Raw genomic sequence first — 12,778 nt, forward strand, 5'->3', positions numbered from 1 at the left:
GTCTTATCGGTGATGGCCCAGATAGGCCAGCGTGCGGCGTTCATACAGGCGAAACAGCCCGATCAGTGCAAATGACAGGCACAGGTAGAGCAGGGCGGCGATGCCGTATGAAGCAAAGGTCTGGTAGGTGGCCGAATTCGCGTCGCGGGCGATCTTGAGGATGTCGGGGACCGTGGCGGTGAAGGCCAGCGAGGTTGCGTGCAGCATCAGGATGACCTCGTTGCTGTAGGCGGGCAGGGCGCGCCGCAAGGCCGAGGGCAGGATGATGCGCCGGTACAGGGCGAATCGCGTCATGCCGAAGGCGCGCGCGGCCTCGATTTCCCCGGCGTTGGTGGCGCGGATGGCGCCGGCGAAGATTTCGGTCGTGTAGGCGACGGTATTGAGAGTCAATGCCAGCACCAGGCAGTTGAAGCCGCTCTGGAAAAACGTTGCCAGACTGGGGGTGTTCTTGACGAAATCCAGGCTGTAGATGCCGGCGTAAATGAACAGGATCTGCACGTACAGCGGGGTGCCGCGAAAGACGTAACTGAACGCCCACAGCGGGACGGACAGCCAGCGGCGCGACGACACGCGGGCAACCGCCAGTCCGATCGAGGCGAAAAAACCGATCGACACGGACAGCACCAGCAGCCAGAGCGTGATGGCCATGCCCGACAGGCTGCCATTGCTGGAATACAGATAGGCGCGCCAGAACTGGTCCAGGACGTCCATCATAGGGACACCTCGCGCACGCCGACGCTATAGCGTTTGTCGAGCCAGTACAGGATGCCGTTCGACAGGGTGGTCAGGGCCAGATAAATCAGGCCGGTGATGGTGATGAACAGGAACACGCGGAACGTCACGTTGCCGGCGTCCTGGGCGACCTTCACCAGATCCGTCAGGCCGATCAACGAGACCAGCGCGGTGGATTTCAGCAGCACCTGCCAGTTGTTGCCGATGCCCGGCAGGGCGTGGCGCATCATCTGCGGAAATAGGACGCGGCGGAATGTCTGGAATTCGCGCATGCCGTAGGCGGTGGCGGCTTCCATCTGCCCATGAGGGACGGCCATAAAGGCGCCGCGGAATGTTTCCGCGAAGTAGGCGCCGTAGATGAACCCCAGGGTCAGCACGCCGGCGGCGAAGGGGTCGATGTCGATGGGGTCGATGCCCAGCAGGTCGGTGAAATCGTTCAGGTAAATCTGCAGGCTGAAGAAGATCAGCAGCATCAGCACCAGGTCCGGGACGCCCCGGATCAGGGTCGTGTAGGCCGTCGCCAGCAGACGGGCGCCCCAGGATGTGGACAGTTTGGCCCAGGCGCCCAGCAGCCCCAGTCCCACGGCGACCGCCAGGGACAGGAGGGCAAGCTGGATGGTGACCCAGGTCCCCTGCAGCAGCAGGGGACCGTAGCCGTTCAGGAACATGATGATCGTGTCAGGCCGCGCCACAGGGCGCGGATAGGGTCATTGGGCGGGAAACTGGATCAGGTCCTTGGCGAAATATTTTTTCGCGAAGCCCTGGATGGTGCCGTCGGCCAGCATGGCCTTCAGGGTCTTGTCGACTTCGGTTCCCAGTTTCGTGTTGCCTTTGCGCATGCCCATGGCGATGGGTTCGTTCAGGATGGGATCCTTCAGCGTCATGGAGGCCAGCTCGTAGCCGGCGCCTTCGGGTTTGCTGAGGAAACCGTCGACCGCGCTCTGGGCTTCCTGGAATGTGGCGTCCAGGCGGCCGGCCTTCATGTCGACGTAAGCATTGGTGTAGCTGGGATAGGCGATGACCTGGACCTCTTTGGGTGCCCAGTGCTTGCGTGCATAGGTTTCCATCGTGGTGCCCTGTTGCACGCCGACCCGTTTGCCCTTCAGGGATTCGGCGGTCGGTTCCAGGCCGCTACCCTTTTTCACCAGCAGCTTGACCGGCACGATGTACATCGGCGTGGAAAAGTCGATGACTTTCTTACGGGCCTCGGTGGCCGTCATGGTGGAATTGGCGAGATCGAATTTGCGGGCCTGCAGGCCCGGGATCAGGCTGTCGAAGGACTGGTCGATCCAGACGCATGTGCGTTGCAGGCGCTTGCACAGCTCGTTGCCGATGTCGATGTCAAAGCCTTCCAGCTGGCCGCTGGGATTGCGGTATTCGAACGGAGGGTAGCCTGCCTCGGTGGCGATTTTCAGTTCCGGGGCGTCGGCGGCCGAGCCGATGGCGGGAATGAAACCGGCTGCGATCAGCAGGGCGGCGCCCAGCAAGGTGGTTTTCATCGAGGGAATCTCCTGTGGAGCCGGAAACGGGGTCCTCCGCCCGGCGGTAACAAGGCGTGATGTTAACTCAGGTGGGCACCGGGGCGCATCGAGCATTACCCGAAGGAGTGCCGGGGGCTTGGTCCTGCTGTCCCTTATTCCGGAAGCACGGGTTCGCGGTCGGGTTCGATCTGGACGGCTTCCTGGATGTGGCGGATGACCTCGTCCAGATCGTCGGTGATCACCAGCAAGTCCGCGTCGTAAGGCCCGATCATGCCGTTGGGGGCCAGTTGGTCGCGGATCCAGTCGATCAGCCCCGACCAGAAAGCGGTGCCCACCAGGATGATGGGGGCCGGCGGCTGCTTCATCGTCTGGATCAGTGTGACGGCCTCGAAGAGTTCGTCCAGGGTGCCGAAGCCGCCCGGCAGCACCACGTAGGCCAGGCTGTGCATGAAGAAGGACGCCTTGCGTGAATTGAAGTATTCGAAATGCAGGCTGTCGGTCTGGTAGGGGTTGTTGGTGGTTTCGCGCGGCAGGCGGATGTTCAGCCCGACACTGCGGCCGCCGGCGCTGAAGGCGCCGCGGTTGGCGGCTTCCATCAGGCCCGGGCCACCGCCGGCGATGACGGGAACGCCCAGTTGGGCGATCCGTGCCCCCAGTTCCAGGCCCAGATCATAGAAAGGGTGGCCGGGAGGGATGCGTGCGCTGCCGAAAATACTGACGCCCATGCCGATTTTCTGAAAAGCGGCGGCCGCGGCGCGCATCTCTGCAATAATCGTGGGAATTTGTTGTTCTGCCGAAACTCGTTTCGTCTTGTTGTTCGTCATGAAAAAAACCTTGTTGCTCGTGGATGGGTCCAGCTACCTGTACCGCGCCTATCATGCGATGCCCGATCTGCGCAATGCGCGGGGAGAGCCCACCAGTGCCTTGTATGGCGTCATCTCCATGTTACGGAGGCTGATGCACGATTACAAGGACGCGGCGCAGTATGGCGCCTGCGTGTTCGATGCGCCGGGGGGGTCGTTCCGCGAAGCGATCTATCCGCGGTACAAAGCCAATCGCCCCTCGATGCCGGATGATCTGCGGGCGCAGATCGCGCCGATCCACGAGGCGGCCGCCGCCCTGGGCTGGACTGTCATCTCGACGCCGGGCGTCGAGGCGGACGATATCATCGGCACCCTGGCGCGCCAGGCTACCGAAGAGGGCTTTTATACCATCATTTCGACGGGCGACAAGGATCTGGCGCAGTTGGTGAACGATCAGGTCGAACTGATCAACACCATGTCCGGAGAGCGTCAGGACCGCGAGGGTGTGATTCGCAAATTCGGCGTGCCCCCCGATCGCATCATCGATTACCTGATGCTCACGGGCGACACCGTGGACAACATTCCGGGCGTGGACAAGGTCGGCCCCAAGACGGCCGCCAAATGGCTGAACGAATTTGGCGACATCGGCACGCTGGTGGCGCGGGCCGACGAGATCAAGGGGGTGGCGGGGGCCAATCTGCGCGCCGCGATCCCGAACTTTCCCATGACCCGCGAGCTGCTGACCATCAAACTGGATTGCACGTTGCCGCCGGAACATGAAGTCCCTGGGCTGGCATTCCGCGCGCCCGATCAGGAGACGCTGCTTCGACTGTACGAGACCTATGGCTTTCGGACCTGGCTGCGGGAAGCCACCGGGGACCCCGAACGGATTCCGCTGCAGGATGGACGGGTCGAGCCGGTGGCGCAGGAACGGCCGCAGGCCCTGCAGTACGAAACCATCCTGGACCGGGACCATTTTGCCCGCTGGATGGCGAAGATCCAGGCGGCGTCGCTGGTCGCGCTGGATACGGAAACCACCAGCCTCGATCCCATGGCCGCCCGGCTGGTGGGCCTGTCCCTGGCGATCGAGCCCGGGCATGCCGCGTATATCCCGGTTGGGCATCGCGCGCCTGGAACGCCCGAACAGCTCGATCGGGCCTGGGTGCTGGACCAGTTACGCCCCTGGGTCGAGAATCCGGACGCGCCCAAGCTGTTGCACCATGCCAAATACGATGCCCATGTGCTGGCCAACGACGGGCTGACGCTGCGGGGCGTGCGGCATGACACCATGCTGCAGGCCTACGTGCTGCAGTCCCACCGTCGTGTGAACCTGCAGGATCTGTGCATCCAGTGGCTGGGCCTGACCGGCACCACATACGAGGATCTATGCGGCAAGGGAGCCCGTCAGATCGGCTTCGAAGAGGTGGATCTGGAACGCGCAGCCCATTACGCAGCCGAGGACGCGGATTTCACGCTGCGGCTGCATCAGGTCCTGCTGCCGAAGGTGCAGGCCGAAGCGGGTCTGCGGCGGATCTATGAACTGGAAGTGCGCACGTCCGATGTGCTGACGCGCGTCGAGCGCAATGGCGTCGCCATCGACGCGCAGGTGCTGGCGCGGCAGAGCCACGAACTGGGCCAGCAGATGATCGACCTGGAGGCCCAGGCGCATGCCCTGGCCGGCCAGCCGTTCAACCTGAATTCACCCAAGCAGTTGGGCGAGATCCTGTTCGAGCGGATGCAGCTGCCGGTATTGCGCAAGACCGCAGGCGGTGCGCCTTCTACAGACGAGGAGGTCCTGACCCGGCTGGCGGCCGACTATCCGCTGCCGCGTCTGTTGCTGGATTACCGGGGAATCGCGAAGCTGAAATCCACCTATACCGACAAGCTGCCGCGCATGATCAATGCCCGCACCGGGCGGGTGCATACGCGGTATGCGCAGGCGGCGGTGGTCACCGGGCGCCTGGCGTCCTCGGATCCGAACCTGCAAAACATCCCTGTACGCACCGCCGAGGGCCGGCGCGTCCGGACCGCTTTCGTCTCCAGCCTGGGCAGCATCGTTTCGGCGGATTATTCCCAGATCGAATTGCGCGTGATGGCGCACGTGTCGGGCGATGCCAACTTGCGCCGCGCGTTCGCCGAGGGCCAGGACATCCACCGCGCCACTGCGGCCGAGGTCTTCGGCCTGGCACTGGATCAGGTCGATGCGGAACATCGACGCGCGGCCAAGGCGATCAATTTCGGCCTTATCTACGGGATGGGGGAATTCGGCCTGGCCTCGAACCTGGGCATCACCCGCGCGGCGGCGAAATCCTACATCGACCGCTATTTCATGCGCTATCCCGGGGTAGCCGACTACATGGACCGCATTCGCCGGCAGGCGCGCGAGCAGGGCTATGTGGAAACGGTTTTCGGGCGGCGCCTGTATTTCCCGGAACTGGCTGGCGCGAAGGGGCCTCGTGCGGCTGCGGCCGAGCGCGCCGCCATCAATGCGCCGATGCAGGGCACGGCGGCGGATCTGATCAAGATGGCCATGGTGTCGGTGCAGGACTGGTTATCGGCCGAAGGCCTGCGCAGCCTCATGGTGATGCAGGTGCACGACGAATTGGTGTTCGATGCGGTGCCCGACGAGGTCGAGCGTCTGCGCGAACGGGTGCCGCAGCTGATGGCCGGGGTGGCGGAGCTGGCGGTCCCGCTGGTGGCCGAGGTCGGCGTGGGCCGCAATTGGGGCGAGGCGCACTGATCGTCCGGGCGCGATGGCCCCGCGCCCGGCCCGTCCGCATCGTCGTTCGCGATCCGGTTGATTCAGCGCGCCTCGCGTAGCCGGTTGGGGCGCAGTTCGCCGAAGCGCGCCAGGATCGGATAGGCGGCGGCATTGACCAGATAGGCGTTCACGCCGCCCGCGTCGCGCAGGATTTCCAGATAGAAGGCCCCCACGTCGGCCGCATCGATGCGGCCGAGCTTGAGGCGTTCCAGGTGGCGTTCGGCGGCCTTGGCCTCCAGATCGCGAAAAACGTCCTTTTCGAATGCCAGCGTGCGGGCGGCCTGGCGGTCGGCGGATACGAACAGGGCTGCTGTCTGCCGCAGATTACGCTGCAGGCGGTCCAGCGTCTCGTTGAGTTCCGCCTGCTGTTCCGCGTCCAGTGCCCAGTGTTTCTTGTTCAGGTGGCTGGCGTGGCTCAGCAGGCCAGTCCCCAAGGCACTGGCTGCGTGGGCGACGTTCGTGGAGAAGGTCAGGATGGACTTCAGATACTGTTCGTCGTCCGGACTGAGGCTTTCCTGGTCCTGGGTCGCCAGATAGGTGGTGATGGACTGGTCCAGCTGCCCGATGGCGCCATTCAGATAGCGCGCGCGAGCGACCGCGGCGTTGTCCTCGTGCAGCAGGGCGCGCTGGGTCAGTTGCAGGGATTCACGCAGCAGGTCCGTCAGGCGCAGGGCCTCGCGCGCCGCCTGCCCCAGGGCGACGGCCGGGACCTCGTGGGCGGATTCGTCCAGGTAACGAGGGCGGGCCGGATCATCCGGATTGATGCGCTGCGGCAGAAAGCGCTGCAGCAGGTGGGCGTAGGGCTTCAGGGCCGGCATGAAGCAGGCCGCCACCACCAGGTTGAAGATCAGGTGAAAGTTGGCCACCCCGTGGGCAGGGTCGCTGCCCAGCGCATTCATGATGTCTTTTGACCAGGGCAGCAGGATCATGCCCACCAGACAACCCGCGATGCGGGTACCCAGATTGCCGATCGGCAGACGCCGGGATGCGGGGTTGTCGTCGTGGTCGCCTTCCAGCACCGGATTGATGGCGGTCCCCAGGTTGGCGCCCAGCACCAGGGCATAGGCCAACTGCGGGTCCGCCAGCCCGTGGTGCGCGAGCGACATGATCAGCACCACGACGGCGACGCTGGAATGCGAGGCCCAGGTCAGAGCCGTGCTGGCCAGCAGCGCGATCAGCGGCGTGTCGCCCAGGGCACCCAGCGCCGTGCCGAGCATGGGAGCGCTTTTCAGCGGCTCGAACATGGTGACCAGTTCGTTCAGAGACAGCAGCACCAAGCCCAGGCCAATGAAGGTGCGCCCCAGGTCGCGCGTGCGCCCCGGGGCATAGTGGCGGAACATCCAGACCCCGGCCAGCACCAGGCCGGGCGCCAGAGCGGTGGGGTTGAAGGACAGCGCCTGGACGATCAGGGTCGTGCCGACGTTGGCGCCCAGCATGGCCGCCAGGCCGGGCACCAGCGACACCAGACCGTCGATGGCGAAGCCCGTGATCATCAGTCCGGTGGCGGTGCTGCTCTGGATGGCGGCCGTGATCACCAGTCCGGTGCCGAAGGCTTTCGGCAGCGAGCCCATGGCGCGCCCCATCCAGAGGCCCAGCGACTTGCCGAAGGCACGCTGGACGCCAGTCTGGACCATGTGGACACCCCACAACAGCAGCGCAATGAAGCCGCTAAAGGCGAGGATGACCTGAAGTTCACGCATGGCCGGTCAGGTGGTTCAACCTTGTTGACGGCGCAGGGCCTCGATGCGTTGTTCGATCGGGGGATGCGAGGCAAAGAGCGCACCGATCGCGCCGCCTGTGATGCCGGCGGCCTGGAATGATTTCGGCAGCTCGCCCGCTTCGACGCCACCCAGGCGCGCCAGCGCGCGAATCATGGGTTCGCGGGCGCCCAGCAGATGGGCCGAACCGGCATCCGCCCGGAATTCCCGCTGGCGGGAAAACCAGGCCACGATGATCGAGGCGATCACGCCGAACAGGATCTCGCAGACGAAGACACTGATGTAATAGCCGATGCCGACATCGCGTTCGTTCTTCAGGACGGCCCGGTCGATGAAATATCCGACCGCGCGTGAAAGGAAGATCACGAAGGTGTTGACGACGCCCTGGATCAAGGTCAGGGTCACCATGTCGCCGTTGGCGACGTGGGCGACTTCATGTCCCAGCACTGCCGTGACCTCTTCTTCGGTCATGGATTCCAGCAGGCCGGTCGAGACGGCGACCAGGGCCTCGTTGCGGAATGCCCCGGTGGCAAAGGCGTTGGGTGCGCCTTCGTAGATGGCGACTTCAGGACGGCCGATGCCGGCGCGATCCGCCAGCTGGTGCACGGTTTCCACCAGCCATGCCTCCCGCCGGCCGCCTGGTGCCCTGGGGTCGATGACGTGGGCGCCGGTGCTGGTCTTGGCCATCCATTTGCTCATCAGCAGAGAGATGAAGGAGCCTCCGAAGCCGATCACGGCCGCGAAGATCAGCAGCTGCGCCGGGTTGATGCCGTTGGCCGTCAGGTAGCGGCCGACGCCCAGCAGGTTCATGGTGATGCTGAGCACCAGCATCACCGCCATATTGGTCACGAGAAACAGAAAGATTCTTTTCATTTGAAAGACGGCTCCGCGAGTCGGGTTTTCATGTGCCCAAAGTGTATAGTATCGGCTTTCCGGGCGGTTCCTTGTTGTGGTGACGAACATGCAGTCTTTGTGGATGTTGCTGGCCTGCGCAATGTTCGCCACGATGGGGGCTTTCGTGAAGGTGGCGGCCGACCTGGGCGCCACTCTCCCGGAAATCGTCCTGTTTCGCGGCATTCCGTCCGTCCTGTTGCTGTTCTTCTGGGCGCGCTCCACCCGGCGGACGATCCGGCCCCCCAGCTGGCGCCTGCACGTCTGGCGCAACCTCAGTGGGATCACATCCATGTGGCTGGGGTTCTACGCGCTGTTTTATTTGCCGCTGCCCACTGCTACCAGCCTCAATTACACGGCACCTCTGTTCATTGCCGGATGGCTGTTGTTCTTTGGCGGCGCCCAGCGCGATCCGGTGCGGGTGCTGGCTGTTCTCGCCGGCTTTTTGGGGGTGCTGGGCATCCTGCGGCCCAGTATCGAGCACGATCAATGGTTCGCCGCGCTGATGGGGCTTGGGGCGGGCTGTCTGGCCGCGATCGCCATGATGCAGATTCGTCAGCTGGGCCAGATCGGTGAGCCGGAATGGCGCACCGTGCTGTTGTTTTCCACCGGGGTGTGCATCAGCGGCATTGTGGGCATCGCGTTTCAGGGCTGGCACACGTCCAACCCCCTGGCCCTGCTGGCGCTGACCGGGCTGGGCCTGGCGGGCCTGGTGGGGCAGCTGACCATGACACGGGCGTTCGGACTGGGGTCAACCCTGTTGACGGCGGCGCTGCAGTACATGACCATCATCTTTGCCGCCCTGATTGGCATCGTGTTTTGGGGTGATCGACTGGCGCCGCTGGCCTGGACCGGCATCGCGCTGATCATCGGCTCCGGGCTGCTGTCGGTCTGGCGCACGCACTCCGAGTCCCGTACCCTGCGGGGTCGGGATGCGGCTGCGTCACAGTTAGGGATTTCGCAGACGACCCAGGAGACCAATCCATCATGACCGACTTACTGATTCAAGCCGAAACCCTGCGCGATCGTCTGGCCCGGCCAGGTTGCCTGGTTTTCGACGTGCGCCATGATCTGGCGGATCATCATGCCGGCCGTCGGGCCTACGAGGCGGGCCATATTCCCGGCGCCTTGTATCTGGATCATGAAACGCAGTTGTCCGCGTTGCGTACGGGTCACAACGGTCGTCATCCTTTGCCCGATCGGGCGGATTTGGCGGCGTTGCTGCGCGCTCAGGGACTAACGGCGCGTTCGGACGTGGTCGTCTACGACGCCAGCAACAGCATGTTCGCCGCGCACCTGTGGTGGATGCTGCGCTGGCTCGGGCATGACTCCGTGTCCGTGCTCGATGGTGGCTGGGCCGCGTGGCAGGCTCTGGGCGCAGGCATCGAAACCGGGGTGCGGACCGCCTCGGTCAGCGAGGCGCAGGCCGTGCAAAGCCTGGCGTCATCGGGCAAGCCGTCCATGCCGGTGGTCGATGCGCGGGCCGTGCTGGCCAATCTCGACGAACCCCGCTTTACCGTGCTCGACGCCCGGGCGCCGGATCGCTACAGCGGCGAGGCCGAGTCCATCGACCCCGTTGGCGGGCATATCCCTGGTGCCGTGAACCGACCCTTTGCCCTGAATGTCGAACCTGATGGGCATTTCAAATCACCGGCCCGCCTGCGCCAGGAATTCGAGTCGTTGCTGGGTGACCGGCTGGATCATGGCATCGTGCATCAGTGCGGATCCGGCATCACTGCGTGCCATAACGTGTTTGCGATGGAACTGGCCGGCCTGCGCGGCTCGGCCCTGTATCCCGGATCCTGGAGCGAATGGTGCAGCGATTCCAGCCGGCCCGTGGCGCGCGGCAACTGATCCGTGCAATGCGCGGGCTACGCCTGCAAACCGTCAATGCTGTTCATCATCCGGCGGTACCAGGCATGGAAGTGCGCCATGCCGTCTTCCAGCGGACTTTGGTAGGGTCCGCATTCGCTGGTGCCGCGTTCCATCAGGGCGCGGCGCCCGGCATCCATCCGTTCCCCGATTTCGTCGTCCTCGATGGCGGTTTCCAGATAGGCGGCCCGTTGCGCGTCGACGAACTCGCGCTCGAAGGCCACGATCTCCTCGGGGTAATAGAACTCGATGACGTTGACCGTTTCCTGCGGGCCGACCGGGTGTAGCGTGGACAGCACCAGCACGTGCGGGTAGAGCTCGATCATGTGGGTGGGGAAATAGGTCACCCAGATGGCGCCGAAATCGGGTGTCGCCCCGGATCGGTATTGCAACAGACGATCATGCCACTGCCGGTACACCTGGGTACCTGGCTGGCCCAGCGCCTGATTGACGCCCACGCGCTGCATGCTGTGGAACTCGCCGAATTCCCAGCTCAGGTCGTCGCAGGTCACGAACTGCCCGAGCCCCGGGTGGAAGGGGCCGACATGATAGTCCTCCAGGTAGACCTCGATGAAGGTCTTCCAGTTGTAGTGGCAGGCATGGACTTCGACGTGGTCCAGCTGGTAGTCGGAAAAATCGAATTCCGGGCGGGCGAACAGGCCGCCCAGGTCCTGGCTGACGTTGCGCGGACCTTCAAACAGCAGGCCATGGCAGCGTTGCAGCGGGAACTCGGCCAGCTTTAGGTCCGGCTTCTCGGGGAACAAGGGGGCGTCCAGCAACTGGCCCTGGGTGTCGTAGCTCCAGTGGTGCACCGGGCACAAGATGCGCCCGCCCGTCTGGCACAGATTGCCCGAGGCGCAGGATGTGTCGCGGCCAGTCTGGCTGCCCAGCATCAGGGCCTGGCGATGGCGGCATACGTTGGACAGCAGGCGGATGTCATGACGGTCGCGCAGCAGCACGCGTCCGCCGCCTTCGTGGGTCAGGGTGCGCCAGTCGCCCGGTTCCGGGACCATGTGTTCATGCCCGACGTAGCGTGCACTGTGGGCGAAGATCCGTGCGCGTTCCTGTTCCAGGATCGCAGGGTCGAAATAATGCCGTACGGGAAGCTGGCTGGCCAGATCCGCACCGGAAGGGATGGTTGGGTAGCTCATGGTTCCCCCTGCGGGAAAGGAGCCGGCCGGCCAAAAATGCCACGGCTGGCAGGGGCCAAAATTGTACCTCAGCCCAAAAACACCGGAAAAAGCGGTTTCATGGCGCGTCGGGGTTCTCGTACAATCCAGTCTGGAACCCAAAGACGAAACCCCCATGGTCGACGATCAAAACTCGTTGCGCGCGGATGTGGCGCAACCCGAAGAGGCATTGCCGCAGGACTTCGAATCGGCGCTGGCCGAGCTCGAGTCGCTGGCCGGCCGCATGAGCGATGGCACGCTGGGGCTGGAGGAATCCATCGCCCTGTATCAGCGTGGTGTCGCGCTGGCGCGCGTATGCCAGCAGCGGCTCGAGGCCGCCGAACAGCAGGTCCAGGTGCTGCAGGGCCAGTTGCTGGAACCCTTTGCCGGCGCCAACGACCAGGACGCGTCATGAGTCCGGCACAGGGCGGTTTTGAACAATGGTTGCAGGATACCGTAGAGCGCACCGGCGCCGTCCTGGACGAACTGCTGCCTCCCATCGAGGACGCGGGTCCCGCGCGTTTGCACGAAGCGATGCGCTATGCCGTGCTCGGTCCGGGCAAGCGTGTGCGCGCCGCCCTGGTGCATGCGGCGGGCGAGGCCAGCCACATGCCCGGCGTGGCGGCGGGCGCCCAGGAACTCGCACTGGATGGCGCTGCGGCCGCGGTCGAACTCATCCATGCGTATTCCCTGATCCACGACGATCTGCCCTGCATGGATAATGACGATATGCGGCGCGGCCGCCCGACGGTTCATCGGCAGTTCGACGACGAAGCGCTGGCCATGCTGGCGGGCGATGCCCTGCAGCCGCTGGCGTTCGATTGTCTTGCGCAGATGCCGATCGCGCCGGCGCTGATTGTGCAGGCCGTGCAACTGCTTGCGCGCGCGGCTGGCAGCGACGGCATGGTGGGGGGGCAGGCCATCGACTGCGCCAGCGTCGGGCAGCCCCTGCCGATCGAGGCGCTGCAGCGCATGCACCGCATGAAAACAGGCGCATTGCTCGAAGCCAGCGTGCTGCTGGGCGGTGTGGTGGCAGGGGCCAGTTCGACCGTGCGCACGGGCCTGGAAACCTATGCCTCGGCGATGGGGCTGGCGTTTCAGGTCGTGGATGATATTCTCGACGTGACGGCTGATTCGGCGACGCTGGGCAAGACCGCCGGCAAGGATGCCGCGCAGGGCAAGCCCACCTATGTGTCCATCATGGGACTGGATGGTTCCCGCGAACTGCTGCTGAATCTGCGCGAGGCGGCGCACGGCGCGCTGCTGCCGCTCGGCCCTTCGGCGTGCCGACTGCGGGAACTGGCCGATTACATCATCGGCCGCACGCATTGATCGGCCGCGCAGCAATGAC

12 protein-coding genes are annotated in these 12,778 nt (G+C 64.6%); 5 read left to right on the forward strand and 7 right to left on the reverse strand.

All coding sequences use genetic code 11. From position 1 onward, the window contains the following. Positions 1-3: 3 nt before the first annotated feature. The 4 genes from hisM to ABCV34_RS02190 form a co-directional block, all read right to left on the reverse strand. A complete protein-coding gene (gene hisM, locus ABCV34_RS02175) occupies positions 4-714 on the reverse strand; it encodes a histidine ABC transporter permease HisM (protein ID WP_345797627.1) in 711 nt (236 codons plus the stop codon). Then, a complete protein-coding gene (locus ABCV34_RS02180; RefSeq protein WP_345797628.1) occupies positions 711-1,400 on the reverse strand; it encodes an ABC transporter permease in 690 nt (229 codons plus the stop codon). The genes hisM and ABCV34_RS02180 overlap by 4 nt, the downstream gene beginning before the upstream one ends. 39 nt (positions 1,401-1,439) lie before the next feature. Further along, complete coding sequence (locus tag ABCV34_RS02185) at positions 1,440-2,231, reverse strand: transporter substrate-binding domain-containing protein (RefSeq protein WP_345797629.1); 792 nt, start codon at positions 2,229-2,231, stop codon at positions 1,440-1,442. Between the two features lie 134 nt (positions 2,232-2,365). Next, entirely contained in the window at positions 2,366-3,037 is a 672-nt protein-coding gene (locus ABCV34_RS02190; protein WP_345797630.1) for a TIGR00730 family Rossman fold protein, read from the reverse strand. Here ABCV34_RS02190 and polA point away from each other — a divergent pair. After that, on the forward strand, positions 3,036-5,756 hold the full coding sequence (gene polA, locus ABCV34_RS02195; RefSeq protein ID WP_345797631.1) for a DNA polymerase I: 2,721 nt from the start codon (positions 3,036-3,038) through the stop codon (positions 5,754-5,756). The two genes, ABCV34_RS02190 and polA, sit on opposite strands and share 2 nt — an antisense overlap. Positions 5,757-5,818: 62 nt before the next feature. Here polA and ABCV34_RS02200 read toward each other — a convergent pair whose 3' ends face one another. Together ABCV34_RS02200 and htpX are read right to left on the reverse strand one after the other, a co-directional pair. Further along, positions 5,819-7,477, reverse strand: a complete 1,659-nt coding sequence (locus ABCV34_RS02200) for a Na/Pi cotransporter family protein (protein ID WP_345797632.1) — start codon at positions 7,475-7,477, stop codon at positions 5,819-5,821. Between the two features lie 15 nt (positions 7,478-7,492). Next, entirely contained in the window at positions 7,493-8,368 is an 876-nt protein-coding gene (gene htpX, locus ABCV34_RS02205; RefSeq protein WP_345797633.1) for a protease HtpX, read from the reverse strand. Between the two features lie 88 nt (positions 8,369-8,456). On the opposite strand from htpX, the gene ABCV34_RS02210 reads away from it, so the two are divergent. Beyond that, positions 8,457-9,377: a DMT family transporter gene (locus tag ABCV34_RS02210; RefSeq protein WP_345797634.1), complete on the forward strand. Its 921-nt coding sequence runs from the start codon at positions 8,457-8,459 to the stop codon at positions 9,375-9,377. Beyond that, positions 9,374-10,240 carry a sulfurtransferase gene (locus tag ABCV34_RS02215; protein WP_345797635.1) on the forward strand — a complete coding sequence of 289 codons (867 nt, stop codon included), beginning with the start codon at positions 9,374-9,376 and terminating at the stop codon, positions 10,238-10,240. The genes ABCV34_RS02210 and ABCV34_RS02215 overlap by 4 nt, the downstream gene beginning before the upstream one ends. A gap of 17 nt (positions 10,241-10,257) precedes the next feature. Here ABCV34_RS02215 and ABCV34_RS02220 read toward each other — a convergent pair whose 3' ends face one another. After that, complete coding sequence (locus ABCV34_RS02220; protein WP_345797636.1) at positions 10,258-11,409, reverse strand: aromatic ring-hydroxylating dioxygenase subunit alpha; 1,152 nt, start codon at positions 11,407-11,409, stop codon at positions 10,258-10,260. Positions 11,410-11,563: 154 nt separating this feature from the next. Here ABCV34_RS02220 and ABCV34_RS02225 point away from each other — a divergent pair, with 154 nt between their 5' ends. After that, positions 11,564-11,842: an exodeoxyribonuclease VII small subunit gene (locus ABCV34_RS02225; RefSeq protein WP_345797637.1), complete on the forward strand. Its 279-nt coding sequence runs from the start codon at positions 11,564-11,566 to the stop codon at positions 11,840-11,842. Beyond that, on the forward strand, positions 11,839-12,759 hold the full coding sequence (locus tag ABCV34_RS02230; RefSeq protein WP_345797638.1) for a polyprenyl synthetase family protein: 921 nt from the start codon (positions 11,839-11,841) through the stop codon (positions 12,757-12,759). Before ABCV34_RS02225 ends, ABCV34_RS02230 begins: the two co-directional genes overlap by 4 nt. Positions 12,760-12,778: the final 19 nt, after the last annotated feature.

This window comes from Castellaniella sp. MT123, assembly GCF_039614765.1.
Lineage (GTDB): Bacteria > Pseudomonadota > Gammaproteobacteria > Burkholderiales > Burkholderiaceae_B > Castellaniella.

Coding starts and splice junctions, on each gene's coding strand:
- hisM (WP_345797627.1), bottom strand. CDS start 714: ATGATGGACGTCCTGGACCAGTTCTGGCGCGCCTATCTGTATTCCAGC.
- ABCV34_RS02180 (WP_345797628.1), bottom strand. CDS start 1,400: ATGTTCCTGAACGGCTACGGTCCCCTGCTGCTGCAGGGGACCTGGGTC.
- ABCV34_RS02185 (WP_345797629.1), bottom strand. CDS start 2,231: ATGAAAACCACCTTGCTGGGCGCCGCCCTGCTGATCGCAGCCGGTTTC.
- polA (WP_345797631.1), top strand. CDS start 3,036: ATGAAAAAAACCTTGTTGCTCGTGGATGGGTCCAGCTACCTGTACCGC.
- ABCV34_RS02190 (WP_345797630.1), bottom strand. CDS start 3,037: ATGACGAACAACAAGACGAAACGAGTTTCGGCAGAACAACAAATTCCC.
- ABCV34_RS02200 (WP_345797632.1), bottom strand. CDS start 7,477: ATGCGTGAACTTCAGGTCATCCTCGCCTTTAGCGGCTTCATTGCGCTG.
- htpX (WP_345797633.1), bottom strand. CDS start 8,368: ATGAAAAGAATCTTTCTGTTTCTCGTGACCAATATGGCGGTGATGCTG.
- ABCV34_RS02210 (WP_345797634.1), top strand. CDS start 8,457: ATGCAGTCTTTGTGGATGTTGCTGGCCTGCGCAATGTTCGCCACGATG.
- ABCV34_RS02215 (WP_345797635.1), top strand. CDS start 9,374: ATGACCGACTTACTGATTCAAGCCGAAACCCTGCGCGATCGTCTGGCC.
- ABCV34_RS02220 (WP_345797636.1), bottom strand. CDS start 11,409: ATGAGCTACCCAACCATCCCTTCCGGTGCGGATCTGGCCAGCCAGCTT.
- ABCV34_RS02225 (WP_345797637.1), top strand. CDS start 11,564: ATGGTCGACGATCAAAACTCGTTGCGCGCGGATGTGGCGCAACCCGAA.
- ABCV34_RS02230 (WP_345797638.1), top strand. CDS start 11,839: ATGAGTCCGGCACAGGGCGGTTTTGAACAATGGTTGCAGGATACCGTA.